The 25,471-nt window shown below is 65.0% G+C and carries 29 protein-coding genes and 1 pseudogene; 26 read left to right on the forward strand and 4 right to left on the reverse strand.

Annotated elements, in window-relative coordinates; translation table 11 throughout:
- Window positions 1-268: 268 nt before the first annotated feature.
- Window positions 269-1,099: a DUF932 domain-containing protein gene (locus OIN59_RS03445; protein ID WP_270174434.1), complete on the forward strand. Its 831-nt coding sequence runs from the start codon at window positions 269-271 to the stop codon at window positions 1,097-1,099.
- On the opposite strand, the gene OIN59_RS03450 is transcribed toward OIN59_RS03445, so the two are convergent.
- Together OIN59_RS03450 and OIN59_RS03455 are read right to left on the reverse strand one after the other, a co-directional pair.
- Window positions 1,100-1,900 (reverse strand): hypothetical protein, encoded by an 801-nt coding sequence (locus OIN59_RS03450; RefSeq protein WP_270174433.1) that lies wholly within the window; start codon window positions 1,898-1,900, stop codon window positions 1,100-1,102.
- An 11-nt stretch (window positions 1,901-1,911) separates the two neighbouring features.
- A complete protein-coding gene (locus OIN59_RS03455; RefSeq protein ID WP_270174432.1) occupies window positions 1,912-2,199 on the reverse strand; it encodes a helix-turn-helix domain-containing protein in 288 nt (95 codons plus the stop codon).
- A gap of 176 nt (window positions 2,200-2,375) precedes the next feature.
- On the opposite strand from OIN59_RS03455, the gene OIN59_RS03460 reads away from it, so the two are divergent.
- The 10 genes and pseudogenes from OIN59_RS03460 to OIN59_RS03500 all read left to right on the forward strand — a co-directional run bounded on the left by OIN59_RS03460 (window position 2,376) and on the right by OIN59_RS03500 (window position 9,541).
- Window positions 2,376-2,717, forward strand: a complete 342-nt coding sequence (locus OIN59_RS03460; RefSeq protein ID WP_270174431.1) for a DUF2958 domain-containing protein — start codon at window positions 2,376-2,378, stop codon at window positions 2,715-2,717.
- 148 nt (window positions 2,718-2,865) lie between these two features.
- Complete coding sequence (locus tag OIN59_RS25315) at window positions 2,866-3,057, forward strand: transcriptional regulator domain-containing protein (protein WP_407655059.1); 192 nt, start codon at window positions 2,866-2,868, stop codon at window positions 3,055-3,057.
- A gap of 208 nt (window positions 3,058-3,265) precedes the next feature.
- Entirely contained in the window at window positions 3,266-3,619 is a 354-nt protein-coding gene (locus tag OIN59_RS25320) for a DNA -binding domain-containing protein (protein WP_407655060.1), read from the forward strand.
- A 122-nt stretch (window positions 3,620-3,741) separates the two neighbouring features.
- Window positions 3,742-4,041, forward strand: a complete 300-nt coding sequence (locus OIN59_RS03470) for a helix-turn-helix transcriptional regulator (protein ID WP_270174428.1) — start codon at window positions 3,742-3,744, stop codon at window positions 4,039-4,041.
- Window positions 4,042-4,063: 22 nt separating this feature from the next.
- Window positions 4,064-4,879, forward strand: a pseudogene (locus tag OIN59_RS03475) (replication initiator protein A); the annotation flags it as partial.
- Window positions 4,880-5,080: 201 nt separating this feature from the next.
- Window positions 5,081-5,866 carry a ParA family partition ATPase gene (gene parA / locus OIN59_RS03480; protein ID WP_270174426.1) on the forward strand — a complete coding sequence of 262 codons (786 nt, stop codon included), beginning with the start codon at window positions 5,081-5,083 and terminating at the stop codon, window positions 5,864-5,866.
- Window positions 5,863-6,126 carry a ribbon-helix-helix protein gene (locus tag OIN59_RS03485; RefSeq protein WP_270174425.1) on the forward strand — a complete coding sequence of 88 codons (264 nt, stop codon included), beginning with the start codon at window positions 5,863-5,865 and terminating at the stop codon, window positions 6,124-6,126. The genes parA and OIN59_RS03485 overlap by 4 nt, the downstream gene beginning before the upstream one ends.
- Before the next feature lie 20 nt (window positions 6,127-6,146).
- Complete coding sequence (locus tag OIN59_RS03490; RefSeq protein ID WP_270175466.1) at window positions 6,147-6,641, forward strand: DUF2840 domain-containing protein; 495 nt, start codon at window positions 6,147-6,149, stop codon at window positions 6,639-6,641.
- On the forward strand, window positions 6,638-7,171 hold the full coding sequence (locus OIN59_RS03495) for a S26 family signal peptidase (RefSeq protein WP_270174424.1): 534 nt from the start codon (window positions 6,638-6,640) through the stop codon (window positions 7,169-7,171). Before OIN59_RS03490 ends, OIN59_RS03495 begins: the two co-directional genes overlap by 4 nt.
- Before the next feature lie 408 nt (window positions 7,172-7,579).
- Window positions 7,580-9,541 (forward strand): DUF3363 domain-containing protein, encoded by a 1,962-nt coding sequence (locus tag OIN59_RS03500; RefSeq protein WP_270174423.1) that lies wholly within the window; start codon window positions 7,580-7,582, stop codon window positions 9,539-9,541.
- Between the two features lie 116 nt (window positions 9,542-9,657).
- Here OIN59_RS03500 and OIN59_RS03505 read toward each other — a convergent pair whose 3' ends face one another.
- Both OIN59_RS03505 and OIN59_RS03510 read right to left on the reverse strand, forming a co-directional pair.
- Window positions 9,658-10,434, reverse strand: a complete 777-nt coding sequence (locus OIN59_RS03505; protein ID WP_270174422.1) for a GntR family transcriptional regulator — start codon at window positions 10,432-10,434, stop codon at window positions 9,658-9,660.
- A gap of 594 nt (window positions 10,435-11,028) precedes the next feature.
- Window positions 11,029-11,217: a hypothetical protein gene (locus OIN59_RS03510; RefSeq protein WP_273625299.1), complete on the reverse strand. Its 189-nt coding sequence runs from the start codon at window positions 11,215-11,217 to the stop codon at window positions 11,029-11,031.
- Between OIN59_RS03510 and OIN59_RS03515 the strand changes: the two genes are divergently transcribed.
- The 15 genes from OIN59_RS03515 to OIN59_RS03585 all read left to right on the forward strand — a co-directional run bounded on the left by OIN59_RS03515 (window position 11,146) and on the right by OIN59_RS03585 (window position 25,293).
- Window positions 11,146-11,946, forward strand: coding sequence for an alpha/beta fold hydrolase (locus tag OIN59_RS03515; RefSeq protein WP_274108059.1), 801 nt, complete (start codon window positions 11,146-11,148; stop codon window positions 11,944-11,946). The genes OIN59_RS03510 and OIN59_RS03515 overlap by 72 nt on opposite strands.
- Window positions 11,947-12,013: 67 nt before the next feature.
- A complete protein-coding gene (locus OIN59_RS03520; protein ID WP_407655050.1) occupies window positions 12,014-13,384 on the forward strand; it encodes an SRPBCC family protein in 1,371 nt (456 codons plus the stop codon).
- A 109-nt stretch (window positions 13,385-13,493) separates the two neighbouring features.
- Window positions 13,494-14,057: an aromatic-ring-hydroxylating dioxygenase subunit beta gene (locus tag OIN59_RS03525; RefSeq protein ID WP_012250636.1), complete on the forward strand. Its 564-nt coding sequence runs from the start codon at window positions 13,494-13,496 to the stop codon at window positions 14,055-14,057.
- A gap of 26 nt (window positions 14,058-14,083) precedes the next feature.
- A complete protein-coding gene (locus OIN59_RS03530; protein ID WP_269446929.1) occupies window positions 14,084-14,389 on the forward strand; it encodes a non-heme iron oxygenase ferredoxin subunit in 306 nt (101 codons plus the stop codon).
- Window positions 14,389-15,621 (forward strand): NAD(P)/FAD-dependent oxidoreductase, encoded by a 1,233-nt coding sequence (locus tag OIN59_RS03535; protein WP_012250638.1) that lies wholly within the window; start codon window positions 14,389-14,391, stop codon window positions 15,619-15,621. The genes OIN59_RS03530 and OIN59_RS03535 overlap by 1 nt, the downstream gene beginning before the upstream one ends.
- Window positions 15,618-16,445: a cis-2,3-dihydrobiphenyl-2,3-diol dehydrogenase gene (gene bphB / locus OIN59_RS03540; protein WP_012250639.1), complete on the forward strand. Its 828-nt coding sequence runs from the start codon at window positions 15,618-15,620 to the stop codon at window positions 16,443-16,445. The genes OIN59_RS03535 and bphB overlap by 4 nt, the downstream gene beginning before the upstream one ends.
- Window positions 16,446-16,457: 12 nt before the next feature.
- Complete coding sequence (gene bphC / locus OIN59_RS03545; protein WP_274107187.1) at window positions 16,458-17,333, forward strand: biphenyl-2,3-diol 1,2-dioxygenase; 876 nt, start codon at window positions 16,458-16,460, stop codon at window positions 17,331-17,333.
- Between the two features lie 123 nt (window positions 17,334-17,456).
- Window positions 17,457-18,263 carry a toluene degradation hydratase TodJ gene (gene todJ, locus OIN59_RS03550; RefSeq protein WP_273623856.1) on the forward strand — a complete coding sequence of 269 codons (807 nt, stop codon included), beginning with the start codon at window positions 17,457-17,459 and terminating at the stop codon, window positions 18,261-18,263.
- 108 nt (window positions 18,264-18,371) lie between these two features.
- Entirely contained in the window at window positions 18,372-19,322 is a 951-nt protein-coding gene (locus OIN59_RS03555; RefSeq protein WP_270174414.1) for an acetaldehyde dehydrogenase (acetylating), read from the forward strand.
- A gap of 10 nt (window positions 19,323-19,332) precedes the next feature.
- Window positions 19,333-20,391 carry a 4-hydroxy-2-oxovalerate aldolase gene (dmpG, locus tag OIN59_RS03560; RefSeq protein WP_270174413.1) on the forward strand — a complete coding sequence of 353 codons (1,059 nt, stop codon included), beginning with the start codon at window positions 19,333-19,335 and terminating at the stop codon, window positions 20,389-20,391.
- 19 nt (window positions 20,392-20,410) lie between these two features.
- Entirely contained in the window at window positions 20,411-22,042 is a 1,632-nt protein-coding gene (locus OIN59_RS03565) for an acyl-CoA synthetase (protein ID WP_270174412.1), read from the forward strand.
- Window positions 22,043-22,173: 131 nt separating this feature from the next.
- The gene (locus tag OIN59_RS03570) at window positions 22,174-22,830 is read left to right on the forward strand and encodes an OmpW/AlkL family protein (RefSeq protein WP_270174411.1); all 657 of its coding nucleotides are present in this window, start codon (window positions 22,174-22,176) and stop codon (window positions 22,828-22,830) included.
- Window positions 22,831-22,844: 14 nt separating this feature from the next.
- Window positions 22,845-23,255 carry an ABC transporter substrate-binding protein gene (locus OIN59_RS03575; protein WP_270174410.1) on the forward strand — a complete coding sequence of 137 codons (411 nt, stop codon included), beginning with the start codon at window positions 22,845-22,847 and terminating at the stop codon, window positions 23,253-23,255.
- A gap of 3 nt (window positions 23,256-23,258) precedes the next feature.
- Window positions 23,259-24,242 (forward strand): acrylyl-CoA reductase (NADPH), encoded by a 984-nt coding sequence (acuI, locus tag OIN59_RS03580; protein ID WP_270174409.1) that lies wholly within the window; start codon window positions 23,259-23,261, stop codon window positions 24,240-24,242.
- Between the two features lie 163 nt (window positions 24,243-24,405).
- Entirely contained in the window at window positions 24,406-25,293 is an 888-nt protein-coding gene (locus tag OIN59_RS03585) for a LysR family transcriptional regulator (RefSeq protein ID WP_274107192.1), read from the forward strand.
- The last annotated feature ends 178 nt before the right edge of the window (window positions 25,294-25,471 follow it).

Genomic DNA, 25,471 nt, shown 5'->3' on the forward strand with positions numbered 1-25,471 from the left:
GGAGCTTCACACCGAGCCGTTGCCAGCTCCGCATGTCCGGGTAGGGAACGGCTGATGGAACAGCCGGTTTCATCAGGTCATATCTACCTCCGTGAAACAGAAATTCAAGCGACTTGCAGGTCGCACGGTCTCGCCGTCAAGGTCTGCGCGTGCCTTGCACGCTGGCGGCCACCTTGCAGGATGGCCGTCTGCGAACCCTGACTGCTGCGCTGCGCCGTGACCCGGAGGGCTCGGGCAATCCCGCCCGGCTTCCTTTCGGAGATCCATCATGCAACTCGCATCCCGTTTCGCTCATCATTCCCCGTCGCTGCGCAGTAGCTCGCCGCTGACCGACGACCAGATCCGCGCGGTGGCGCCGTCCATCTTCGCCTTGGACAAGCACGCGAGCCGGTCCGACCGCTACACGTACATCCCGACCGGCGAGGTGCTGACCGCGCTGCGCAGGGAAGGCTTCGAGCCGTTCATGGTCTGCCAGACGCGCGTGCGGCAGGACGACCGGCGCGATTTCACCAAGCACATGGTGCGGCTGCGCCATGCGCGGCACATCGGCGATGCCGAGGCCAACGAGATCGTGCTGCTCAACTCGCACGACGGCACCAGCAGCTACCAGCTGATCGCGGGCTTGCTGCGCTATGCGTGCAGCAACGGACTGGTGTTCGGCGACACGTTCTCGGACGTGCGCGTGCACCACAAGGGGCAGATCGTGGACCGCGTGATCGAGGGCGCCTACGAGGTGCTCGACGGGTTCGACCTGGTGCGCGAACGCCGTGACGCAATGCGTGCGATCACGCTGGATGCCCAGGAGCAGGCGATCTTTGCGCGGGCGGCGCTGGCGCTGAAGTACGAGCCCGATCCGGTGCGGCCGGCACCGATCACCGAGACGCAGGTGCTGGAAGCCCGGCGCAGCGCCGATGCGCGTTCCGACCTGTGGTCCACGTTCAACCGGACCCAGGAGAACCTGCTGCAGGGAGGCATTCCGGGACGCAGCGCGACCGGGCGCCGGATGCGCACGCGGGCGGTGCAGGGCATCGACCAGAACCTGAAGCTCAACCGGGCGCTGTGGATGCTGGCCGAGGAGATGCGTCGGCTCAAGGGCTGATCATTGATGCGGTGCGCTCGCACCGCTTGACGTCTCATCGGGAGGAGTGCGCTGCTTCAGTGCTCCTTCCTCGACGAGTCGCTCATAGCTTTCCCGCAGCATTTCACGGAACCGGGCATGCTCTTCCTTGCAGGTGCCCTCCATTTCCTTGAAGCCGGTATCGATGGTGGATTCAGGGTGTTGAATCAATCGAATGGTGTCGCGCCCGAACCAACGCGAGTTCCATTTCGGTGTGATTTCAAGGACCAGGCCATCATGATGTAGCTTGAACTCCGCGTAGACCTTCGTGTGCCCCTGCACAAACTCGTAAATTTGAATCTCTGCGCTGTTTCCGAAATGAGAAATGGTGCCCCGTACAAGTTTGAAGTCCTTTGGAGGGAAGATTCCGCACAGCCTCTTTTCCGACATACCACCGTCAATGGTGTTGCCTGATGCCTGCAATGCCAGTGTCATCGATGAGTCGTTGGAAAGATTCATCTCCTCTAGGTTCACGATGCCTTCGAAGAAGTTGCTGAAGTAGCCGTGCCAAAGCTCCGTCTTGTAGTGCCACGCGACGATACGATCCGCATAGCGCTTGAACGTCTCCTCGTCGCTGGCATGAACCTTCAGCAGTGTCAGGAGGCCGGTGACCAACGCAACCAAGGTGACCAGCACGCCGACGAAGAGCTTTGTTTTGGTCAAAGCGCCTTCTGACAGACCGAAGCGCCACCATTTCTTGTTCTTGGGCGTCGCGCGAAGGGAACTGGGCTTTCGCAGTTTCTTCTGCGGGATACGCAGGCTGCTCTTGCGATTGCTGTGCATCTGTATCGCAGTCAATTGCCGGGTAGCCGGGCCTCGGTTTCAAGAATGAGTTCCCCCGCACTACGCCCCAGTGCCCGTGCGATTTTCAGGATCACCGCCAGCGTGGGCATGTGCTCGCCGCGCTCGATCTTGCCCATGTGCGAGCGTTCGATGCCGGCCAGATGCGCGAGGGTTTCCTGGGCGATGCCTTCCTCCGTGCGGATCGCGCGCACGGCTGCGCCAAAGGCCAGGGCCGGCGCGGCCTCGAAGGTCGTTGCGCCGACGGGTCTTCCACGCTGGATTCCTCGCTTTGCTTGCATCGCAGCAAGCGTCGCGATGGATGCCTATTAAAACCACGTTAAAGATAACTATTTTTCACCAATGCACGCGGGACGGACCTAGAATTCCCGCTTATGCAAAGGCAGGCACAGCGCTCACCCATGCCCCACGGTATGCCCGGCCTAGAGGCCGGCCCTCTTTGACTCCTGGAGCTTCCATGGCCTTTCTGACCGATGAGCAGCGCCGCCGGATGCTGGCCAACGGTGTTGCCAGGGCGCGCGGCGAAGACAGCGATCCGTATCCGGTGGTCAAGCTCTACACGCCGGATGCCGGCGCTGCCTGGGTGCTCACGGCCCTGGCCGCCGATGGCGACCTGGCCTACGGGCTCATCGACGCGGGTACCGGGTTCCCTGAGTTGGGCGAGGTGAGCCTGGCCATGCTGGCCGGCATCAAGGGTCCGAAGGGCCTGCCCGTGGCGGTGGAGCCGCAGTACCGCCCACGCAAGACCTTGTCCGCCTACGTGGCGGACGCGCAGCGCGACGGCATGATCACAGACTAAGGGCCACTGGTTTCCGGCGGATACGCTCGGATGCCGAAGTTACCGCGCAGGCGCACCGCGCTGCGCTGCCCCGACGGGAAAGCGGCCCACACCGGCCTGATCCATGGCAGCTTGCCATCTTCAACCGAAGGAGCTTGCCGCCATGACGATGCACAGCGATCTCACCCCCGCGCCCTGGGCTGCCTCGGCCGCCTACCTCTATGCGCTGGACCTGGATGGGCCGACGCTGGCATGGGAGTATCTGCGCCGGCATCCCGGCTACCGCGTGGCCTGGCTCGGCGCGCCCCGCAAGCGGCGCGCCGCCATCGCACCACGCTGGGGCTTGCGATGTCGATCTTGATCCGCGCCTGGATGCGCGCGAGGCGCATCCGGTCTGGATCGGCGCCGAAGACCGGTTGCCGCACCTGCGCCTCGCGCAGGTGCGCGGCAGCGTGGGCGATGGTCCGGTCTTCGGCCTGTGGCGCATCCGTGGCCGCAAGCACCTGCTGCATGCGGGAGCCGATCTGATTCTTTGCGCACTGGACGGCCGGCAAAGGTTGCAGACCAGCGTGTCTCCCGCCTTGGCCGAGGGCTCGGCTTGCCGACTCTCCCTGCCGCCTGGCGGCGAAGCCGCGGCGGCCTCCGCCGCGCTGCAGGTCTTGCGCGGCGAACACCACGCACCGGCCTTTCGCCATGTTTCGCGCATGGACCTGCTGCACATGCGCGGCCTGCAGGCACTCGATGCCTTGCAGGCCGGCTGCGGCCACCGGGAGATCGCGGAAGCGGTCTTCGGCGCCGATGCCGCTGCCGGCCGCTGGCACGCCGACAGCGACCTGCGCGCCCAGATGCGCCACATCCTCTCCCGTGCGAAGGCCTTGATGGCGGGCGGCTACCTCCGGCTCGCTGGCGTGCGCCCCGGTTAGCGCCTGCCCACGGAGACGAGACTGGCCACCGAATCTCCCTTCGCAGCCCACCCCCCTTTGCCCAGACTGCCTCCATCGGGCCGCGAATCGTTTGCGGCCCATCCACCGAGATGGAGGCCTTCATGGCAGCAGGACATTCGATCCCTTCGCGCGGCGCGGCAGCGGCTGCGCCGCAGCCCGCCCCTGCGGTGCCGGCTGCAGCCGCAAAACCTGAATTCCTGACCACCGACGAGGCAGCCGCGCTGCTGCGGCTGTCGCCGCGCACGCTGGAGAAGCACCGCGTGCTGGGCGGCGGACCGCGCTTTCGGAAATTCGGCGCGCGCGTGGTCTACGCCATGGCGGACCTGCGCACCTGGGCCGACAGCCACACCTACGGTATGACCTCGGACCCCGGCTACGTGATGCGGGATTCGGTGCGCTGAGCGGAAATCGAAGGTGTCTGCCATGTCCCGGCGCTCCAGCGAACGCGAACAGCTCGCGCTGTTCCGCGCGCTGCCGGGCGACGACATGGCCCTGCGCGACGCGCAGGACCTGATGGCCTATCCCTTCTTCAGCCTGGCCAAGTCCCGGCGCACCGTGCCCATCCGCTTCGATGCCGGTGGCGTCTCGCTTACCGTCGAAGGCGTGCCCGAGCACGGCATCGCCACCATCTGGGACGCCGACGTGCTGATCTGGGCCGCCAGCCAGATCGTGCAGGCGCGCGATGAGGGCCGGCCCACCTCGCGCCTGATGGCCGCCACGCCCTACGAGATCCTGCGCTTCGCCCAGCGCGCCACGGGCCGGACCGAATACCTCGGGCTGCGCGCATCGCTGGACCGGCTGCAGTCCACCACGGTGCTCACCTCGATCCGACAGGCCGGCAAGCGCATGCACCGCTTCTCGTGGATCAACGAATGGCAGGAGCACGTGCGGCCCGATGGCCGCTCCGACGGCATCGAGCTGATCCTGCCGGACTGGTTCTATTGCGGCGTGATGGACGACGCGCTGGTGCTCACGCTCGATCCCGCGTACTTCCGGCTCACTGGCGGCATCGAGCGCTGGCTGTACCGCCTCGTGCGCAAGCACGGCGGGCGCCAGCGCAACGGGTGGCGCTTCGACATGCGCCACCTGCACCAGAAGTCCGGCAGCCTGCAGCGCTACCGCGACTTCGCGCTGCACCTGCGCGGCCTGGTGCTGCGCCAGGCCTTGCCGGGCTACCGGCTCGCCATCGAATGGGCCGGCCGCACCGAGTGGCTGACCTTCCGGCCCGATCCCGGCACACCCGACCGGGGCGACTTATTCACAGCACCTGTTGAAGAAGCTGTGGATAGCGCGGGGACGGACTCGGGAGATCACCGGCGCGGGAGTCGGGAAATCGCCGACGCCGCCATCGGGAAATCACCGGCGCAAAACCTTCCGCAAGCCGCGCCCTGCAACGGTTTGGGCCTTCCTTAACTTTTATCCATAACAAGGACTAACTCTATGAATAAAAGATGGGGCGCCAACACCGCTGCGCAAAAAACAGGCAGTCTCGCATCCGGTGTATCTGAAAACAGCTTCCCAGAAACTCCGGCCAATGGGGTTGGCAAGGTCATCGCGCTGCTGAACCAGAAGGGCGGCGCAGGCAAGACCACGCTGTCCACGCACCTGGCCGGCGAGTTCGCCAGGCAGGGAAGGCGCGTGACGCTGATCGACGCCGATCCCCAGGGCTCGGCCTTGGACTGGGCACAGCGGCGCCTGCAGAGCGCCCAGGGGCGGCTCTACGGGGTTTTCGGGCTGGCGCGCGACACCCTGCACCGGGAAGTGCCCGAGATCGCCCTGCAGGCCGACTACGTGGTGATCGACGGCCCGCCCCGGGTCGCGGCGCTTGCGCGCTCCGCGCTGCTGGCCGCCGACCTGGTGCTGATCCCCGTGCAGCCCAGCGCCTACGACGTATGGGCGACGCAGGAGATGGTGGGTCTCATCACCGAGGCACGGGTGTTCCGGCCTGCGCTGCGCGCGGCCTTCGTCATCAACCGGCGCGTGGTCGGCACCGTGATCGGACGCGAGGCGCGTGCCGCGCTCGCGGATCAGCCGTTTCCAACGCTGCACGCCGACATTGCGCAGCGCATCGCGTTCGCCGACTGCGTGGCGGCGGGCAAGCTGGTGTGGGAGGTGTCGCCGAAGGGCGCGGCCGCGCGCGAGATCGCGGCGCTCGCACAGGCCGTGCAGAACGTGCAGAACGTGCTCGGCGATGCACTGGAAGAGAGCAGGGAGGTGCTGCGATGACAGGCACCGCCGATTCCCCGAAGCGGCGCCGCGCGCCGATCGGCCGCCGGCCTGCGGCCGATCCGGCCACGGCCTGGGTGCATCGTGAAGATGCCGCCGCTGCGCAGGCCAAGGCGGCGGTCTTCACCGCCCGGCTGACCATCGACGTGACGCCAGCGCTGCGCGGACGCATCAAGGTGATCGCGTTCCAGCGCGGCGTCACGGCCGCCGACATGCTGCGCGAACTGCTGGAGCGTGAATACCCGGAGGCACGGCCATGATGCCGGCGCGGGCACCTGGCATGCAGGCCTCGGCGCGGGCGGCGCTGCCGCCGCGCTTCACTCCTATGCGCGTGTCGCTCGCTTTCGTCGAGCACCGCGTGAACGTCTACTTGCGCTTCGGCCGGCCCGTGCGCGAAACCGTGCTGGACCGCTGGCGGCGCGCCGCGCTGTTCGCGCCGGGCGCGGTCTGCTGTCGCATCAAGTGGTTGGGCAACGACTACGGCACGGCACTGTGGCAGCTCATGGTGCTGCAGGCGCCCATGTCGTTTGATGACGCCCAGCGCGTGGCCGGCGTGTCGCCCGGCGCGCGCATTCTGCTGCGCGCCGATGGTGAACCGGCCGTCAAGGCGGTGCTCGCCGCCATCGATGCCATCGAGACGGACGGCATTGATCCGTGCGTGGTGGCCACCATCTACTGGCGCATGGTGGGAAACCGGCTGGCGGCACGCCGGCCGCTACCGGCGTATACGGCAGAGCGCCATGCGGCGCATCTCGCGCGCGAGGCGCTGCGATGACGCCGCGCATGTCTCGGGCGGCGCTGCTGGCCGTGGCAGGTATCGGCCTGGCGGCGCTGTGCGCGCCGGCCCTGATGCAACCTTCCGCGCGCATCGTCTACAACCCCAGCGCCAGCGTGGCGCGCGGCTGGTACCGCATCGCATCGCTTGCCCATCCCGGCTCGCTGCCGGTTGGCAGCATCGTGCTGGTCCGGCTTCCCGCCAGTGTGGCCACGTTCGCGGCGCAGCGCGGCTACCTGCCTGCGGGCGTGCCCATCCTCAAGCGCGTCGGCGCCGTAGCGCCGCAGCCGGTGTGTGTTCGGGGGCGCATCGTGCACGTCGATGGCGCTGTCGTCGCAACCGTGCTCGCGCACGACGGCGCGCATCGGCCTCTGCAGCCGTGGGCGCCATGCCGCGCACTGGCCGAGGGCGAACTGTTCCTGCTCAGCGACACGCATCCGGCCTCGTTCGACAGCCGCTACTTCGGGCCTGTCGATGCGTCCGCCGTACTCGGCGTTGCGCGGCCACTGTGGACATGGGGTGCACCATGAGCCTGTCGCCAGCCATGCACCGGCCGTGCGCCGATGCTGCATCCATCCGTGCGTCAGCCTTGCCGCCGAACTGCAGGCGAAGCCGCGCTTCGCCTGCACTCCAACGTGCAGGGATCCCGGCGCCAGCGTGCAGCGGACGCTGCACCCGCGCGGCCTTACGGGCTGCGCTGCGTGCCCCGTGCGCGGCTGGCGGCTCGCCGGAGCCGGGAGCGGATGCGGGGGCGCAGGCGGAGGGCAAGAGAAAAGGACCGGCACGTCTTCGCCCGCCTGCCCAGTCTGCACGTGGGTTGGGCACGGCACCGCGCCTGCGGCCGCGTGTGCCGTGCGGGAGCCGTTTCGCCATCGCTGCGGGCTGCCTGCGCGTGCCGTTCCCGATGCACTGCGCCCTGATGCGCTGGAGGTTCCACCATGGCATCCGCTGACGAAGACCACTTCCGCGTCCGCCCGAGCCCGCCCAAGGCGCGCTCCGGAGCGAAGCCGAAGGGCTTCGTGTCGCAAGTGCTCAAGGCCGTCTCCAAGTCCGGCGCCAAGGCCTCGGGCGCACGCGGCGCGCGCCCGGCATCGACCTTCGGCCGGGGCCGCGTGGCCGCTGGCATGGCGGGCCGCGGCCTGGGCGCGAACGCCCGGCGAGTGGTCATCAAGTCCCGCTTCGTGGTGCTCAGGCGCGCCGGCGCAACCGCCGTCTCGGCGCACCTGCGCTACATCGAGCGCGAGGGCGTCACCCGGGACGGCCAGAAGGGCCAGGCCTACGGTGCCGACACCGACGCGGCGGACCTCAGGGGCTTCGAGGAGCGCGGCCGGGGCGACCGCCACCAGTTCCGCTTCATCGTCTCGCCCGAGGACGCCGTGGACCTGGAAGACCTCAAGGGCTTTACCCGCCAGCTCATGCAACGCATGGAGACCGACCTGGAGACGCCGCTGGACTGGGTGGGGGTAGACCACTGGGATACCGACAACCCGCATACCCACATCGTGCTGCGGGGCTGGATCGGCAGCGGGCGCCAGGGCCGCGACCTGGTGATCGCGCCCGACTACATGGCCCACGGCATGCGGCTGCGAGCCAGCGAGATCACCACCGAATGGCTGGGCCCGCGCACCGAGGCCGAGATGCGTCGGAGCCTGCAGCGCGAGGTGGACCAGCATCGCCTGACCAGCCTGGACCGGCAACTGCAGCGGCAGGCCACAGTGAACGTCGTGGACCTGACTGAGGCGCCGGGCACTGCCCAGGGAGCGCAGCGCCAGACCCTGCTGCGCGCGCGACTGCAGCGGCTCGAAGCGATGGCTTTGGCCGAGCGCATCGATGCCAACCGCTGGCAGCTCTCGCCCAGCATGGAACAGACCCTGGCCGCCATGGGCGAGCGCGACGACATCCTGCGCACCATGCACCGCGCCATGAAGGGTGAGCAGCGGGAGCTGGTGACGGACCCGCCGGCGGATGCACCCGTCATCGGGCGCATCGCGGCCAAGGGCCTGGACGATGAACTGCACGACCGGCCCTATCTGGTGGTCGATGGCATCGACGGCCGGGCGCACTACCTGAAGCTGCCGGCCGGCACCGATCTGGCCGAGCTGCCCATCGACGGCATCGTGGAGGCCAGGCCACCTGCGCAGGTGAGGGCCGTGGACCGCAAGATCCTGGCGGTGGCCAGGGACGGCATCTACACCACGGCCAGCCACCAGGACCAGCTCGCGCAGATGGGCGACCGCGATCCGCAGGCCACGGCCGAAGTGCACGTGCGCCGGCTCGAAGCGCTGCGCCGCAGCGGCATCGTGGAGCGCGTGGCTGATGGCGTCTGGGCCGTGCCGCCAGATCTGCTGCAGAAGGCCCGGCAGCACGATGCGCACAAGGCCGCAGGGCATGCCATCGAACTGCGCTCGCACCTGCCTATCGAGCAGCAAGTCAAGGCGATGGGCGCGACCTGGCTGGACCGCGGTTTGGTGGCGGACGACGCCAACAGCCGACCGGCCGGGCAGGGCTTCGGCGCGCAGGTACGCGAGGCCATGGACCAGCGTGTGGACTTCCTGGTCCGGCAGGGGATGGCCGAGCGTCGGGGCCAGCGCGTCATCCTGGCGCGCAGCCTGCTGGCCATCCTGCGCGACCGCGAACTGGCCCAGGTGGGCCAGGAACTACAGCAGCAAACCGGCAAGGCCTGGCGCCCGGTGCAGGACGGTCAACTCGCCAGCGGCGTCTACCGCCAGTCCATCCAGCTCGCCAGTGGCCGCTTCGCCATGCTCGACGACGGCATGGGCTTCCAGCTGGTGCCGTGGAAGCCCGTGATCGAGCAGCGCCTGGGACAGCAGCTCAGCGCCGTGGTACGGGGATCGTCGGTAACCTGGAACCTTGGTCTTCAGCGCGGCGCTTCTCGTTGAGTCGGTCGTCTCGTGGATCGTTGTCAATCCGTGATGGCTCGAACTCGCCGTGTTGCGTTAACCCGGATATTTCGCGGCCACCATGCACATGGTCACGAGGCCGAGCGCGAGAAGCGTCATCTGGATTCTTCCTGCTCCTTTAGCAATCCGTTGGAACGGATTACATTGGCGGCTCGGCGAATGTGCTGCGAAAGCGCCGAAACCGCCTGATCCACATCACGGGCCATCGCGGCTTCGAAGATTGCCTTGTGCTCCTCGTGCACTTCGACAGGAAGTGGGCCTTGCGCACCGGACAACCTGCGATAGCGTTCGGAGTTGTGAAGCAAGATTCCTCTGAAGTTCGCGAGCCATTTGGACGGAGAGGCGGCCACGAGCGCGTTGTGGAATTCCTGGTTCCTCGTTTCCCAAGCGTCGAAGGCCTCTACCGGATCGGCTTCGAGCCACTCCTGCGCCCGAGCCAGTCGACGGAAACTGGTGACAAGCTGGTCTTCCCAGTCGCCGCCACCGAGTTGGATGCTCTCGACGAGGGCCGTGGTTTCCAACGTGATGCGTGCGTTCGTCAGGTCGTCGAGATCGCAAAGCGACATCGGGGCGACCTTGAACCCCTTCTGCCCTTCGGCGACGACGAAATGCTCTCCAATCAGGCGCGTTAATGCTTCGCGCAGCGTGCTTCCGCTGACACCCAGCGACGACTTGAGCGTTTCGAGGTGGAGCTTTGATCCCTGGGGGTAGCTTCCCTTGATGATCCGGTTGCGAAGGGTGGCATAGGTGGACTCGATGGCGGTTGAGGCTTTTCGCCTTTTCGGGCCGAGGTCGGGTTCCGCTGCTGGCCCTTCGGCCAGCTTTGCCGACTCAACCAATCGAGTCAGAACTGCTTGATCTTGCTGTGTCATGGTTTTCGTTTCGTTGTTTGGCCGCTATCGGCATTTTCCCGGTTGTGCGATCAACGGATGGAGTGGCCCCCTGTACGCGCGATGACGCAGGCCGCAAGACCGCTCCGCATGGTCGCCGTGGGTCGGTCCGTGCCACCCGAGGTCCGCCGTAGAAGCCAAAGCCGCCGCATGCCACACGCCGCGTCGCAGGACCAGCGTGCCGGCAGCCACACGAAGCAGCGGCAACGGCCGCCCACATGCCGTTGAAGCCTCGGGTAGCCAGACGGGCGGGCATGTGCTCTGAGTTGGCCACAACGCGGGGTTGCCGGTCTGCTCGTTCCCATCCGACTGAATGTCTGTGCCGAGAGGGTTCTTCCCCGGCTGATGCGCCGCAGCGCCTCTGCACTTCGGCGGAACCCCACTGAATGCCAAGTTGGCCCGTCGTTGGACTCTAGGCGTGAAGTGGAGGGTCGTCATAGGGTTATCCCTGTAGCTGAAAATTCGAGCATGCATGCAAAATCGTCTCATTGAAAGAATAACGTTATTTATTGAAAGTGACGACATGCTGATTGAAAAAAGACGCTTACGTATGGAGGCAATAGTGCCCTGCGGCGCTCATTCATGCAACCACATTGCGGCGATCGGAGGCAGCGCGCTGCCTCCGGCCGACTGCTGGGTCGCACCGCACCTGGAGTCCCGCAGATGACGAATGCAAACGCAGAAGTCGGTCGCATGGTGCGAGCCGGCAGCATCGACACCAATCTTCATGACGTCGGCGCCGGCAAGCCGGTCCTGCTCGTTCATGGTTCAGGCCCTGGCGTGACCGCCTGGGCGAACTGGAGAACGGTCATGCCCGAGTTGTCCCGGCGCCGGCGCGTCATCGCACCGGACATGGTGGGCTTCGGCTTCACGGAGCGGCCGCAAGGGATTCGCTATGGCCTCGATACGTGGGTCGAGCATCTGGTCGGGATTCTTGACGCCATGGAACTCGACCGTGTCGATTTCGTGGGGAATTCGTTCGGAGGCGGCTTGTCTCTGGCCTTTGCCATCCGGTTTCCGCACCGGGTCCGCCGGCTGGTGCTGATGGGATCAGCGGGCGTGAGCTTCAAGCTCACCGATGGGCTGGACGCCGTGTGGGGCTATGAGCCGTCCGTGCCCAACATGCGCAAGGTCATGGACTACTTTGCCTACGACCGAAGCCTCGTTTCCGATGAGCTGGCGGAACTGCGCTACGGCGCGAGCATCAGGCCCGGCTTCCAGGAGGCCTTCGCGTCCATGTTCCCCGCCCCGCGGCAGCGATGGGTGGATGCGCTGGCCAGCACCGATCAGGACATCCGGGCGATCCGGCATGAAACGCTGATCTTGCATGGCCGTGACGACCGCGTGGTTCCCCTTGAAACGTCGTTGCGCCTGAACCAGCTGATCGAGCCCTCGCAGTTGCATGTCTTTGGAAGATGTGGCCATTGGGTGCAGATCGAGCAAAACCAAGGCTTCATCCGTTTGGTCAACGACTTCCTCGACACGGAGGACTGATCTCAAGACCGAAGCGCTCATTGATTTCGAAACCGCGCAATCACCCACCACCCACCCATCCACCACCATGAAACGTGAGGAGACAATGAATCACACCGACACCTCCCCTATCAAGCTGCGCAAGAACTGGAACGCCCGCGAGATGCAGGCGCTCTTTGACGAGCGCGCCGGACGTATCGACCCGCGTATCTATACCGATGAAGACCTGTACCAGATCGAACTGGAGCGCGTCTTCGGCAGGTCGTGGCTTCTGTTGGGGCATGAAACCCAGATCAAGAAACCGGGCGACTACACCACGAACTATATGGGCGAAGACCCCGTCTTGGTCGTGAGGCAGAAGGACGGCAGCATCGCTGTATTCCTGAACCAATGCCGCCACCGCGGCATGCGCATCTGCCGCTCGGATGCCGGCAACGCGAAGGCTTTCACGTGCAGCTACCACGGCTGGGCCTACGACACGGCGGGCAACCTGGTCAACGTCCCCTTCGAGGCTGAATCCTTCCCTTGCCTGGACAAGAAGGAATGGAGCCCCTTGAAGGCCCGGGTCGCGACCTACAAGGGCCTGATCTTCGCCAACTGGGACCACGACGCCCCGGATCTGGACACCTATCTGGGCGAGGCGAAGTTCTACATGGACCACATGCTCGACCGTACCGAGGCCGGCACCGAAGCCATCCCGGGTGTGCAGAAGTGGGTCATCCCCTGCAACTGGAAATTCGCCGCCGAACAGTTCTGCAGCGACATGTACCACGCCGGCACGACCTCGCATCTGTCCGGCATCCTGGCCGGTCTGCCGGACGGCGTTGAGCTGGCCGATCTCGCTCCGCCGACGGTCGGCAAGCAATACCGTGCGCCGTGGGGCGGACACGGAACCGGTTTCTATATTGGAGAACCCAATCTCCTGCTCGCCATCATGGGGCCGAAGATCACCAGCTACTGGACCGAAGGCCCCGCCTCTGAAAAGGCGGCCCAGCGCCTGGGCAGCGTCGAACGCGGCTCCAAACTCATGGCCGAGCACATGACTGTGTTTCCCACGTGCTCCTTCCTTCCAGGCATCAACACGGTTCGGACATGGCATCCACGCGGGCCGAACGAGGTGGAGGTGTGGGCGTTCACGGTGGTCGACGCCGATGCTCCCGACGACATCAAGGAAGAGTTCCGCCGCCAGACGCTGCGCACCTTCTCCGCTGGCGGGGTGTTCGAGCAGGACGACGGGGAGAACTGGGTCGAGATCCAGCACATCCTGCGCGGCCACAAGGCACGCAGCCGACCGTTCAACGCGGAGATGAGCATGGGCCAGACCATTGACGACGATCCGGTCTACCCCGGGCGCATCAGCAACAACGTCTACAGCGAGGAAGCGGCCCGCGGGATGTATGCCCAGTGGCTGCGGATGATGACCTCGTCTGACTGGGCCGCGCTGAACGCCACACGCTGAATCACGACACCTCACGCCGCAAAGTCGCGCTGGCCAGGAGCCGCGTCCGATTTCGGGCCGAGGCCGATTTAGCGACCCTTCTTCGATTTGAAATTATCAAGGAATGACCATGCTTGATTCCGTCAAGAGAGCCGACGTCTTTCTCCGTAAACCCGCGCCGGTGGCGCCCGAGCTGCAACACGAAATCGAGCAGTTCTACTACTGGGAAGCCAAGCTGCTCAACGATCGCCGCTTTGAGGAGTGGTTCGCCCTGCTGGCGGCTGACATCCACTACTTCATGCCGATCCGCACCACGCGGATCATGCGGGACGCACGCCTGGAGTACTCGGGCACCGGCGAGTACGCGCACTTCGACGACGATGCCGCGATGATGAAAGGCCGGCTGCGCAAGGTCACATCCGACGTGAGCTGGTCGGAGAACCCCGCTTCGCGCACCCGGCACCTCGTGAGCAACGTGATGATCGCCGACGGACCGGTAGAAGGCGAGTACGAGATTTCCAGCGCTTTCATCGTGTATCGCAATCGCCTGGAACGGCAACTCGACATCTTTGCCGGCGAACGTCGCGACACGTTGCGCCGCAACAAGACCGAGACCGGGTTCGAGATTGTCAATCGGACCATCCTGATCGACCAGAGCACCATCCTGGCGAACAACCTCAGCTTCTTCTTCTAGGGCGGGTCATGGCTTGGACGTACATCATGCGGCAGTCCGACCTGCCGCCAGGCGAGATGCAGCGCCATGAAGGCGGCCCCGAGCCGGTGATGGTCTGCAACGTCGACGGGGAGTTCTTCGCCGTGCAGGACACGTGCACGCATGGAAACTGGGCGCTATCGGATGGCTATCTGGACGGTGGCGTCGTCGAATGCACGCTGCATTTCGGCAAGTTCTGCGTTCGAACCGGAAAGGTGAAGGCGCTGCCAGCCTGCAAGCCGATCAAGGTGTTTCCCATCAAAGTGGAAGGCGGCGACGTGCATGTCGATCTTGACGCCGGCGAGGTGAAGTGATGGCGACGCATGTGGCGATCATCGGCAATGGTGTGGCGGGCTTTACGACCGCGCAAGCCCTGCGTGCTGAAGGCTTTGAGGGGCGGATCTCGCTGATCGGGAACGAACCGCATCTGCCCTATGACCGACCGTCTCTGTCCAAGGCCGTGCTCGGCGGCAGTCTTGAGCATCCGCCCGTATTGGCGGAAGCCGACTGGTACGGCGAGGCGCGCATCGACATGCTGTCCGGCCGAAGTGTCACCAACCTGAACGTGGACGCTCGAACGATCAGCCTAGACGATGGAAGCACGTTCGCTGCAGACGCCATAGTCATCGCCACGGGCAGCCGGGCACGAACGCTTGCGTTGCCTGGCAGCCAACTGACCGGCGTTGTCACGCTTCGCACCTACGACGACGTGCGGCCGCTGTGCCGTGGCTGGACGCCTGCAACGCGACTGGTGATCGCAGGCGGCGGATTGATCGGCTGCGAAGTCGCGACGACGGCGCGCAAGCTCGGCCTGGCGGTGACGATTCTGGAATCCGCCGACGAACTGCTGGTGCGTGTGCTGGGCCGGCGCATCGGCGCCTGGCTGCGCGGCCTGTTGACGGAACTCGGCGTACGGGTCGAGCTGGGAACAGGCGTGGCCGGCTTCTCTGGCGACGACCGGCTCGAAGAGGTACTGGCCAGCGATGGACGCCGCTTCGCCGCCGACAACGCGCTTGTCTGCATCGGCGCCGAGCCCGAGGATCAACTCGCGCGTCAGGCGGGCCTGTCCTGCGACCGGGGCGTCATTGTCGATGACCACGGCGCGACGCATGCCGAAGGGGTATTCGCAGTCGGCGATGCGGCCAGTTGGCCGCTGCGCGATGGCGGCAGGCGTTCGCTCGAAACCTACATGAACGCGCAGCGCCAGGCCGCCGCGGTGGCAGCGGCCATTCTGGGAAAGCATGGATCGGCGCCGCAGGTGCCCGTGTCCTGGACGGAGATCGCCGGGCATCGGATGCAGATGGCGGGCGATATCGAAGGGCCGGGCGAATTCGTCTTGCGCGGCACGCTGGGGGATGGCGCGGCGCTGCTGTTCCGGCTGCGGGACGGAAGGATTCAGGCCGTCGTCGCGGTCGACGCGCCGCGTGACTTCGCGATGGCGGCCCGATTGGTGGAAGCGCGTGCAGCCATCGAGCCGGCGCGGCTGGCAGATTTTTCAAACAGCATGCGCGATCTCGTGCGTGCACAACAAGGAGACTCAGCATGAAACTCAAAGGTGAAGTGGCATTGGTGACGGGCGGAGGCGCCGGACTGGGGCGAGCGATCGTCGATCGCTATGTCGCAGAGGGCGCCCGCGTCGCGGTGCTGGACAAGTCGGCAGCAGGCCTGGAGGAAATCAGGAAGCGCCACGGCGATGCCGTGGTCGGCATCGAGGGCGATGTTCGGTCGCTCGACAGCCATCGTGAAGCCGTGGCGCGCTGCGTCGAGACCTTCGGAAAGCTCGATTGCCTGATCGGCAACGCCGGCGTTTGGGACTACCTGACCCAACTGGCGGACATTCCCGACAACGGCATCTCGGAAGCCTTCGACGAAATGTTCGCGATCAACGTCAAAGGCTACATCCTGGCCGCCAAGGCCGCGTTGCCCGCGCTGTACAAGAGCAAAGGCAGCGCGATCTTCACCGTGTCGAACGCTGGCTTCTACCCTGGTGGCGGAGGCGTTCTCTACACCGCGGGCAAGCATGCCGTGATCGGCTTGGTCAAGCAGCTCGCGCATGAATGGGGGCCTCGCATCCGTGTCAACGGCATCGCCCCTGGAGGGATCCTCGGCAGCGACCTGCGCGGGCTCAAGACGCTGGGTCTGCAAGACCAAACCATTGCGACGATGCCACTGGCCGACATGCTGGGTCCTGTCCTTCCGACCGGGCGGGTGGCCACCGCCGAGGAATACGCCGGAGCCTACGTGTTCTTCGCCACGCGCGCGGATACCGTCCCGCTCACCGGCAGCGTGCTGAACTTCGACGGCGGCATGGGCGTGCGCGGCTTGTTCGAAGCCAGTCTCGGTGCACAGCTCGACAAGCATTTCGCTTGAAGGAGAGACAACATGAGCATTCAAAGGCTTGGCTATATGGGCTTCGAAGTCGCGGATGTGCCGGCATGGCGCTCCTTCGTTACCAGCAAGCTGGGGGCGATGGAAGCCTCCGCCAACGAGGCGGAGGCCACGTTCCGGATCGACTCGCGCACCTGGCGGCTATCGGTCAGCAAGGGCACTGCGGACGACTACCTGTTTGCCGGCTACGAGGTGGACAGCGAGAAAGGACTGCAAGAAGTCAAGGAAAGCCTGGAGGCCCACGGCGTTGCTGTCAAGGTCGAAGGTCGGGAACTGGCCGCCAAGCGCGGTGTGCTTGGGCTTATTTCCTGTAGCGACCCGTTCGGCAACCGCGTCGAGGTCTACTACGGCGGCACCGAGCTGTTCGAGCGGCCGTTCGCTTCACCCACCGGCGTCACGGGATTCCAGACCGGCGACCAGGGTATCGGTCACTATGTACTCAGTGTCCCGGACGTGGACGCAGCGCTCGCCTTCTATACCAAGGGGCTGGGTCTCCAGCTTGCCGACGTCATCGACTGGACGGTCGGCGAAGGGATGACCCTGACTGTCTACTTCTTCTACTGCAACGGCCGCCACCACACTTTCGCATTTGGCAAGCTGCCCGGGCCGAAGAAGCTCCATCACTTCATGCTGCAAACCAACAGCATGGACGACGTTGGCTTGGCCTACGACAGATTCGATGCTGAACGCGCGATCGTCATGACGCTCGGCCGGCATACGAACGACCACATGGTTTCGTTCTACGGGGCCACGCCTTCGGGCTTTGCGGTCGAGTACGGCTGGGGTGCCCGTGAGATGCCCCCCCGCTGGTCGGTCGTGCGCTACGACCGCATCAGCATCTGGGGGCACAAGTTCCAGCCGCCCGCATGAACCGCCAGCCTGGCTGGACGCTAGGCTGACCCCCCCGCTCGCACCCGCATATGCCGTCGATCCCGAGCGGCAGGGCAGCGCACACGGAAATCGCAGAAGACATGAACTGAGGAGAAATATCGAATGAGCAAACCGGATACGGTGCTGACCAGTGCGGTAAGTGAAGCCGCCAACCTGCTGTACGAGGCGGCCCGGACCGGGGTGGCCGTGGCGCCGGTACGCAATCTGATCGGCGAGAGGGATCTCGACGCGGCCTATGCGGTGCAGGAGATCAACACCCAGCGGGCGCTGGCAGCGGGGCGGCGCCTGGTGGGACGCAAGATCGGACTGACCTCCGTGGCCGTCCAGAAACAACTCGGGGTTGGACAGCCGGACTACGGCATGCTGTTCGCCGATATGGCACGAACCGAGGGTGAAGAAGTCTCCCTCAAGGACGTGCTGCAGCCCAAGGTCGAAGCCGAGATCGCCTTTGTATTCGGCCGTGACCTCGAAGGTGATCAACTGACTGTGGCTGACCTCTTTCGCGCCATCGAGTTCGCGGTTCCGGCGATCGAGATCGTGGGCTCGCGGATAGCGAACTGGGAGATCCGCATCACCGACACCATTGCCGACAACGCCTCGTCGGGCCTATATGTGCTGGGTTCCACGCCGAAGCGGCTAAGTGACTTCGATGCGCGCCAGGCAGGCATGGTGATGGAACGGCAAGGCACGCCGGTGTCCTCTGGCGCAGGGTCGGCCTGCCTGGGTTCGCCGCTCAACGCAACGCTCTGGCTGGCCAAGGTCATGGCCCGGGCCGGTCGTCCGCTGCGTGCTGGCGATACCGTGCTTTCCGGTGCGCTGGGGCCGATGGTCGCCGTGGCGGGGGGCGATGTATTCGATGTACGCATAGCCGGACTTGGATCGGTGACCGCCGCCTTCGCGAAGGAATAAGTCTGTGCGAACGATCCCATTCACTGCCGGGGTCATCCCGGTCTCGCGCATACAGCAGCAGGCCTTGCGACCCGACGCGATGGCGAACTGATTCCAAGGAGCATCACCATGACCCGAAAACTCAAGGCTGCCATCATCGGCAGCGGCAATATCGGCACCGACCTGATGATCAAGATCCTCAGGCATGGCCAGCACATCGAAATGGGCGCCATGGTCGGCATCGACCCTGCCTCCGACGGCTTGGCGCGCGCGCAGCGCATGGGCGTGGCCATCACCCACGAAGGCGCCGAAGGCTTGACGCGCCTGCCGGTGTTCGCCGACATCGACGTTGTGTTCGACGCCACCAGCGCCGGCGCGCACGTGAAGAACGACGCCCTGCTGCGCCAGCACAAGCCCGGACTGCGCATGATCGACCTGACGCCGGCGGCCATCGGCTCCTATTGCATCCCGGTGGTCAACGGCGAGGCCCACCTTGACGCCAACAACGTCAACATGGTCACCTGCGGCGGCCAGGCCACCATTCCGATGGTGGCGGCGGTGTCGCGCGTGGCCAACGTGCACTACGGCGAGATCGTCGCCAGCATCTCCAGCAAGAGCGCGGGCCCCGGCACGCGCGCCAACATCGATGAGTTCACCGAAACCACGTCGAAGGCCATCGAGGTGGTCGGCGGCGCGGCCAAGGGCAAGGCCATCATTGTCCTGAATCCGGCCGAGCCGCCGCTGATCATGCGCGACACGGTCTATACCCTGAGCGACTTCGCCGACACCGACAAGATCGAGGATTCGGTGCAGCGCATGGCCGCCGCGGTGCAGGTCTACGTGCCCGGCTACCGCCTGAAGCAGCGCGTGCAGTTCGACCGTATCGAATCCGACCGGCCGATTCGCATCCCCGGCGTGGGCGACCGTCTCACCGGGCTGAAGACCTCGATCTTCCTGGAGGTCGAAGGCGCCGCCCACTACCTGCCGGCTTACGCCGGCAACCTGGACATCATGACCAGCGCCGCGCTGCGCACCGCCGAGAAGATGGCCGAGCGCTTGCTCGCCACCCTGGTTGCCTGAGGACACTTCCATGACACAGAAGAAGATATACATCTCTGACGTGACGCTGCGCGACGGCAGCCACGCCATCCGCCACCAGTACAGCGTTGAGAACGCCAGGACCATCGCCCGCGCGCTGGACGAGGCGAAGGTGGACTCCATCGAGGTCGCCCACGGCGATGGCCTGCAGGGCGGCAGCTTCAACTACGGCTTCGGCGCCCACACCGACCTGGAGTGGATCGAGGCCGTGGCCAGCGTGGTGAAGCACGCGAAGATCGCCACGCTGCTGCTGCCGGGCATCGGCACCATCCACGACCTGAAGGCCGCCTACGACGCCGGCGCGCGCATCGTGCGCGTGGCCACGCACTGCACCGAAGCCGACATCTCCAAACAACACATCGAGTACGCCCGCCACCTGGGCATGGAGGCCGTTGGCTTCCTGATGATGAGCCACATGAACACCCCGCAGGGCCTGGCCAAGCAGGCACAGTTGATGGAAAGCTACGGGGCAACCTGTTGCTACGTGGTCGACTCCGGCGGCGCCTTGTGCATGGATGACGTGCGGATGCGGTTCCGCGCCTTCAAGGACGTGCTCAAGCCCGAGACCGAAACCGGCATTCACGCCCACCACAACCTGAGCCTGGGCGTTGCCAACAGCATCGTGGCCGTGGAGGAAGGTTGCGACCGCGTCGATGCCAGCCTGGCCGGTATGGGCGCTGGCGCTGGCAACGCGCCGCTGGAGGTGTTCATCGCCGCCGCGGAACGCCTCGGCTGGGCTCATGGCTGTGACTTGTACAAGCTGATGGATGCGGCCGACGACATCGTGCGCCCGCTGCAGGACCGCCCGGTGCGGGTGGACCGCGAGACGCTGGCGCTGGGCTACGCCGGCGTGTACAGCAGCTTCCTGCGCCATTCGGAGGTGGCGGCCCAGAAGTACGGCTTGAAGACCGTGGACATCCTGGTGGAACTCGGAAAGCGCCGCATGGTCGGCGGCCAGGAAGACATGATCGTCGATGTCGCGCTGGACCTGCTCAAGCTGCAGAAGCACGAGCGCATCCATGCAGAGCCGGTTTCCAGCGAGGCGGGATGACGCCGTCAAGGGCACGATCATGGACACTACCGGACTGGAACGCAACGCGGCCAACCATGCGCCGCTCACTCCCCTCGTCTTCATCCGTCGTGCGGCCGAAGTTCACGGTGACCGCACGGCCATCGTCTATGGCAACGTGCGGCGCAATTGGCGCGAGACCTGGGCCCGTGTGCGGCGCCTTGCATCGGCCCTTCGTCGGCGTGGCATCGAGCCCGGCGACACGGTGGCGGCTTTGCTGCCGAACACGCCGGAGATGATTGAACTCCACTTCGCCGTGCCGTTGGCTGGCGCGGTGCTCAATGCGCTCAACACGCGTTTGGACGCAAACAGCATCCGCTACATGCTCGAACACGCCGAGGCACGAGTACTGCTGGTTGATCGCGAGTTCGCGCCGCTGGCCGACGAAGCCATCCGAGGCTGCGGGCAGTCGCTGCTCGTGGTGGATGTGGCTGATGCATCGTTTGGCGGCGAGCCGGCCGCGAGTGCCACAGTCGACTATGAAACGCTGCTGGCAGACGGCAACGAGCGTTTCGACGGTGTGCCCATCGCTGATGAATGGGATGCGATCTGCCTGAACTACACGTCGGGCACGACGGGCCGGCCAAAGGGCGTGGTCTACCACCACCGCGGGGCGTACCTCAACGCGGTGAGCAACATCCTGGAGTGGGATCTGCCGAGGCATCCCGTCTACCTGTGGACGCTGCCTCTGTTTCACTGCAACGGCTGGTGCTTTCCCTGGACCATCGCCGCGCGGGCCGGCGTCAATGTCTGCATGCGCAGGGTGGATGCGGAGAAAGCGCTGGCACTGATCGCAGAGCATCGCGTGACGCACTACTGCGGCGCACCGATCGTGCACAAGCTGCTGGCCAGCGCTCCCGCATCCTGCCGCGCGCACATCAGTCATCGGGTACATGCCATGGTGGCAGGCGCCGCGCCGCCTGCTGCACTGCTGGCGGAGATGTCGAGGATGGGCTTCGAACTGCGGCACGTCTACGGCCTGACGGAGGTCTATGGTCCCGCCGCCGTGTGCGAGCCGCAACTCGAATGGGATGGTCTCGATCCGGACGAACTGGCGCGCCTGAACGCCCGGCAAGGGGTGCGCTACCACTTGCAGGACGCCGTGGATGTGGTCGATCCAGAGACCATGGCGCCTGTGCCGGCGGACGGCGAAACGATTGGCGAGGTGGTTTTCCGCGGCAACATCGTCATGAAGGGGTATCTGAAGAACCCCGGAGCCACTGCGGATGCATTCGCCGGGGGCTGGTTCCGCACCGGGGACTTGGCGGTCAAGCATCCAGACGGCTATCTGAAGGTCAAAGACCGCAGCAAGGACATCATCATCTCCGGCGGCGAGAACATCTCGAGCATCGAGGTCGAAGATGTGCTGAGCCTTCACCCGGCAGTGCTGATGGCTGCGGTCGTGGCCTGTCCTGACGCGCACTGGGGCGAGACGCCCGGTGCTTTCGTCGAGCTGCTTCCCGGCGCCTCGGTGTCGGCGGAGGAATTGCGAGATCACTGCCGCCTTCACCTAGCCGGATTCAAGTTGCCGCGCCGATTCGAGTTCGGTGAATTGCCCAAGACGTCCACCGGCAAGGTCCAGAAGACCGTGCTGCGCGAAAAGATCAAGGCGGTGCACGCAATCGACGTTTGATCTGCCTTACGACAGTCTGCGCCAACGCTTCAAGTCAAGGCCGGCTTGCAGACGGAATGCAGGTCCGCGTCATTCAAACAGGTTCATCAGCATCGCTCTTTCGAAGCGATATCACACAAAGGAGGCACCTTATGTCAAAGCTGTTCTGGATGCGCATTGCATCCGCATTCTCGATGATGCTCACCCTGACCGCTCACGCGCAATCGGCCGACAAGAAGTTCTGGGCGCACGTCGGCCCGGTCGGGGTTCAGTTCAATACCGATACGCGACTGGTTGTCGCGGGCGCCCCTGTCAATGGCGCCAACGCCGATGCCAAGAACAATGTTTCGCTGGGCGTCGAGATAGGCTACGAAGTGGCTCCGTCCGTCATCGTGTCGCTGACCGCGGGCTTGCCGCCGACCACCACCTTGATCGGAAAGGGCGGCCCAGTCGATGGCTTGCAACTGGGCCGAGTGAAGTACGGTCCTGCGGTGCTGTCCGCGCACTATCACTTTGACGCCGGTTCGTTCAAACCCTATGTGGGAGCCGGCATCAACTACACGGCCGTACTGGAGTCCAAGGACGGTGCGGTCGCGGAGCTGGACGTGAAGAGTGCATGGGGCAGCGTGCTGCAGGTGGGGGTCGATGTGCCACTGTCCAACGGATGGGGGCTCTTTCTCGATATCAAGAAGATCTACGTGAAGACGACGGCCAGGGGCACGGTTCCTGCGTTCGGTGGCCCACCCGCGGAAGCCTCGATACGCCTGAACCCGCTGCTGGTCCATGCCGGCATTAGCTGGCGCTTCTGATTGGTTCCATTCAGATGGACGGACTCCATTCTCATTTGACCTCCCTCCCGGTCGTGAGGGGCGTGCGGCAGCGCATCCGAGCCTTGGGTGCGGCGCTTCTCTTCGCAGTTCTCGTGTGCAGCGTGTACGCGGCAGAGAAAGAAATCGTCGTTGCCCAAGTCGCGCCTTTCAGCGGTCCTGTGTCGTTCTACGCACGAGAAACTCAGTTGGGCGCGGCGGCCTATTTCTCAGCTGTCAACGCGAAGGGCGGTGTGCGTGGGGCCAAGATTCGCTTTGTCACCAGAGATGACGGATTGGATCCAACAAAGACCGTTGCGTTGTTTCGCGAGGTGGCCGGGGGCGAAGCGCCGGTCTACTCGCCTTGCAGCATTGATCATCCTTCTTGTGCACGTCGCGACTCTTCAATCACTTTGTCAGGGCAGTAGGCAATGTTCAAAGCCATCCTCATCGAAAAAGACGAATCCGGCTATCGCGCCACCTTGCGTGACATAGACGAAGGAATACTGTCGCAAGGCGACGTGACCGTGCAGGTTGAGCGCTCTACGCTGAACTATAAGGATGGGCTCGCCATCACTGGCAAGGCACCCATCGTCAAGCGCTTTCCAATGGTGCCAGGCATCGATCTATCTGGCACGGTGATCAAAAGTCAGCACCCGCGCTGGCAGTCAGGTGACCGCGTTGTGCTGAATGGCTGGGGCGTTGGTGAAGCGCATACGGGCGGTTTGGCACAGCGTGCGCGTTTGAGCGGCGATTGGCTTGTCCCGCTACCAGATGCGTTCACACCGGCGCAGGCGATGGCGATCGGGACTGCCGGCTACACCGCGATGCTGTGTGTGCTGGCGTTGGAACGGCATGGCGTCAAGCCCATAGATGGGCCTGTGGTGGTCACAGGCGCCGCAGGTGGTGTCGGCAGTGTTGCGGTGACTTTGCTCAGCCGGCTTGGCTATGCGGTAGCAGCGGTAACCGGGCGGCCACAGGAGGCCGATTATTTGAAGCAACTCGGAGCCAAGGAGATTCTGGCGCGGACTGACTTCAGTGCGCAGGGAAAGCCGCTGGAAGCGGAGCGCTGGGCAGGAGCCGTTGATACTGTCGGTAGCCACACGCTGGCCAATATTTGCGCGCAGATGAAGTATCGCGGCACTGTGACCGCCTGCGGGTTGGCCGGAGGCAGGGATTTTCCGGCGACGGTCGCTCCGTTCATTCTGCGCGGCGTGACGCTGGTGGGTATTGACAGTGTGATGTGCCCTCTGCCAGAGCGCCTGCTGGCTTGGCAGCGATTGGCGCGCGACCTTGATGTGACACAGCTGGCGTTGATGACGCGTGAGATTGGTCTCGGCGAGGCCATTGCCACTGCCTCCGAATTACTCGCCGGGCAAGTCCGTGGTCGCGTTGTGGTGGACGTAAACCGCTGACACAGAAGGCGCGAGAAGAAAGCCGGAGAAGGCCTTATCACGAGGCGACCGAAATGGGGTCACCAACATGCAGATTGGGTAGTCGCAGAATAGGTTCCCCCGAAGCATTGGTGAAGGTTCAGGGTGTGGACTTTTGAGTTTTTGATCTAAGGGGGAAAAGTGCGTGATCGAACTTCGCCACCTGCGCTACTTCATCGCTGTGGCGGAAGAACTGAACTTCACTCGGGCGGCCGAGCGCGTGCACATCGACCAGACGCCGCTGTCGCGCGCTGTGCGCGACCTGGAGGATGAACTGGGCGTGCAGCTGTTCGTGCGTAAGCCGCGCCGGCTGCTGCTGACCCCGGCTGGGGCGCGGCTGCTGGAGGAAGCGCGCAAGCTGTTCATCCGCTTCGAGCGGACCAAACGCGCTGTGCGCCAGACCCACTCCCTCTACCAGGCACCGCTGCGCATCGGCGTGGCCGATGGGATCTCGCAGCCTTTGCTTTCGGAGTGCTTCCTTCGTTGGCAGAGCGTTGCACCGGAAGTGCCGCTGGAGTTGATCGAGATGCGGGCGCGCGAACTGGCGGCCGCCTTGAAGCACGAAGATCTGGATATCGGCTTCTCGTTTGGCGTTCCCGAAGATGACGCGATCGCCCAGCGGCCGGCATGGAGGTACCGGCTCATGGCGATGCTGCCCTGTACCCATGAACTGGCTTCCCGCTCGGTGGTCTCGCTGCGGGAACTGCTGGCGTTTCCGCTGCTGTCGTGCAGTGAAGACCGCCTGCCGGGCATGTTTGCGCAGATGCGCGATATCGTGCGCCGCCACACGGAGCAGACCACCGTCGCCGACGTGGCATTTACAGCGCAGGGCTATGTCACCCGCATCGCTGCTGGCGTGGGGGTGGGACTTGCGGATGCGGGCCATGCCCAGACCTTGCATCGCAGCGACGTCGTGGTGATCCCGCTCGCGGAGGAGGAGCAGATCGTCACCTACGTGCTGCACAAGCATCAGCGCTTCGGCATCGCGGGGCCGGTGCAACGTTTCCTTACCCACGTCAGCACTCTGTCATAAACGTTACGCAACCCGGTGCTCCAGGGCATGGTCGCCTCTCCATCGGCCTTGGACTGTATGGCTCGCAGCGGAGATGCTTCATAGCCTGCGAAGCCGCGGGCCACCATGTCATCTGCTCCCAGGATTCCAGCCAGCCACCTGCGTTTTCTCTGACGCATCCGCCAGCCTGCGCTGCGCT

The organism is Acidovorax benzenivorans (assembly GCF_028680575.1).
GTDB classification, from domain to species: domain Bacteria; phylum Pseudomonadota; class Gammaproteobacteria; order Burkholderiales; family Burkholderiaceae_C; genus Acidovorax; species Acidovorax benzenivorans.

What these genes read in the sequence shown, in the direction of transcription:
- bphB (WP_012250639.1), top strand. Translation starts at nt 15,618, where the DNA reads ATGAAACTCAAAGGTGAAGTGGCATTGGTGACGGGCGGAGGCGCCGGA.
- OIN59_RS03510 (WP_273625299.1), bottom strand. Translation starts at nt 11,217, where the DNA reads ATGAACGAGCAGGACCGGCTTGCCGGCGCCGACGTCATGAAGATTGGT.
- OIN59_RS03575 (WP_270174410.1), top strand. Translation starts at nt 22,845, where the DNA reads ATGGACGGACTCCATTCTCATTTGACCTCCCTCCCGGTCGTGAGGGGC.
- OIN59_RS03520 (WP_407655050.1), top strand. Translation starts at nt 12,014, where the DNA reads ATGAAACGTGAGGAGACAATGAATCACACCGACACCTCCCCTATCAAG.
- OIN59_RS03495 (WP_270174424.1), top strand. Translation starts at nt 6,638, where the DNA reads ATGACGCCGCGCATGTCTCGGGCGGCGCTGCTGGCCGTGGCAGGTATC.
- OIN59_RS03500 (WP_270174423.1), top strand. Translation starts at nt 7,580, where the DNA reads ATGGCATCCGCTGACGAAGACCACTTCCGCGTCCGCCCGAGCCCGCCC.
- OIN59_RS03535 (WP_012250638.1), top strand. Translation starts at nt 14,389, where the DNA reads ATGGCGACGCATGTGGCGATCATCGGCAATGGTGTGGCGGGCTTTACG.
- OIN59_RS03470 (WP_270174428.1), top strand. Translation starts at nt 3,742, where the DNA reads ATGGCAGCAGGACATTCGATCCCTTCGCGCGGCGCGGCAGCGGCTGCG.
- dmpG (WP_270174413.1), top strand. Translation starts at nt 19,333, where the DNA reads ATGACACAGAAGAAGATATACATCTCTGACGTGACGCTGCGCGACGGC.
- OIN59_RS03505 (WP_270174422.1), bottom strand. Translation starts at nt 10,434, where the DNA reads ATGACACAGCAAGATCAAGCAGTTCTGACTCGATTGGTTGAGTCGGCA.
- OIN59_RS03485 (WP_270174425.1), top strand. Translation starts at nt 5,863, where the DNA reads ATGACAGGCACCGCCGATTCCCCGAAGCGGCGCCGCGCGCCGATCGGC.
- OIN59_RS03565 (WP_270174412.1), top strand. Translation starts at nt 20,411, where the DNA reads ATGGACACTACCGGACTGGAACGCAACGCGGCCAACCATGCGCCGCTC.
- todJ (WP_273623856.1), top strand. Translation starts at nt 17,457, where the DNA reads ATGAGCAAACCGGATACGGTGCTGACCAGTGCGGTAAGTGAAGCCGCC.
- acuI (WP_270174409.1), top strand. Translation starts at nt 23,259, where the DNA reads ATGTTCAAAGCCATCCTCATCGAAAAAGACGAATCCGGCTATCGCGCC.
- OIN59_RS03490 (WP_270175466.1), top strand. Translation starts at nt 6,147, where the DNA reads ATGCAGGCCTCGGCGCGGGCGGCGCTGCCGCCGCGCTTCACTCCTATG.
- parA (WP_270174426.1), top strand. Translation starts at nt 5,081, where the DNA reads ATGAATAAAAGATGGGGCGCCAACACCGCTGCGCAAAAAACAGGCAGT.
- bphC (WP_274107187.1), top strand. Translation starts at nt 16,458, where the DNA reads ATGAGCATTCAAAGGCTTGGCTATATGGGCTTCGAAGTCGCGGATGTG.
- OIN59_RS03460 (WP_270174431.1), top strand. Translation starts at nt 2,376, where the DNA reads ATGGCCTTTCTGACCGATGAGCAGCGCCGCCGGATGCTGGCCAACGGT.
- OIN59_RS03515 (WP_274108059.1), top strand. Translation starts at nt 11,146, where the DNA reads ATGGTGCGAGCCGGCAGCATCGACACCAATCTTCATGACGTCGGCGCC.
- OIN59_RS25315 (WP_407655059.1), top strand. Translation starts at nt 2,866, where the DNA reads ATGCACAGCGATCTCACCCCCGCGCCCTGGGCTGCCTCGGCCGCCTAC.
- OIN59_RS03445 (WP_270174434.1), top strand. Translation starts at nt 269, where the DNA reads ATGCAACTCGCATCCCGTTTCGCTCATCATTCCCCGTCGCTGCGCAGT.
- OIN59_RS03555 (WP_270174414.1), top strand. Translation starts at nt 18,372, where the DNA reads ATGACCCGAAAACTCAAGGCTGCCATCATCGGCAGCGGCAATATCGGC.
- OIN59_RS03455 (WP_270174432.1), bottom strand. Translation starts at nt 2,199, where the DNA reads ATGCAAGCAAAGCGAGGAATCCAGCGTGGAAGACCCGTCGGCGCAACG.
- OIN59_RS03450 (WP_270174433.1), bottom strand. Translation starts at nt 1,900, where the DNA reads ATGCACAGCAATCGCAAGAGCAGCCTGCGTATCCCGCAGAAGAAACTG.
- OIN59_RS03570 (WP_270174411.1), top strand. Translation starts at nt 22,174, where the DNA reads ATGTCAAAGCTGTTCTGGATGCGCATTGCATCCGCATTCTCGATGATG.
- OIN59_RS03530 (WP_269446929.1), top strand. Translation starts at nt 14,084, where the DNA reads ATGCGGCAGTCCGACCTGCCGCCAGGCGAGATGCAGCGCCATGAAGGC.
- OIN59_RS03525 (WP_012250636.1), top strand. Translation starts at nt 13,494, where the DNA reads ATGCTTGATTCCGTCAAGAGAGCCGACGTCTTTCTCCGTAAACCCGCG.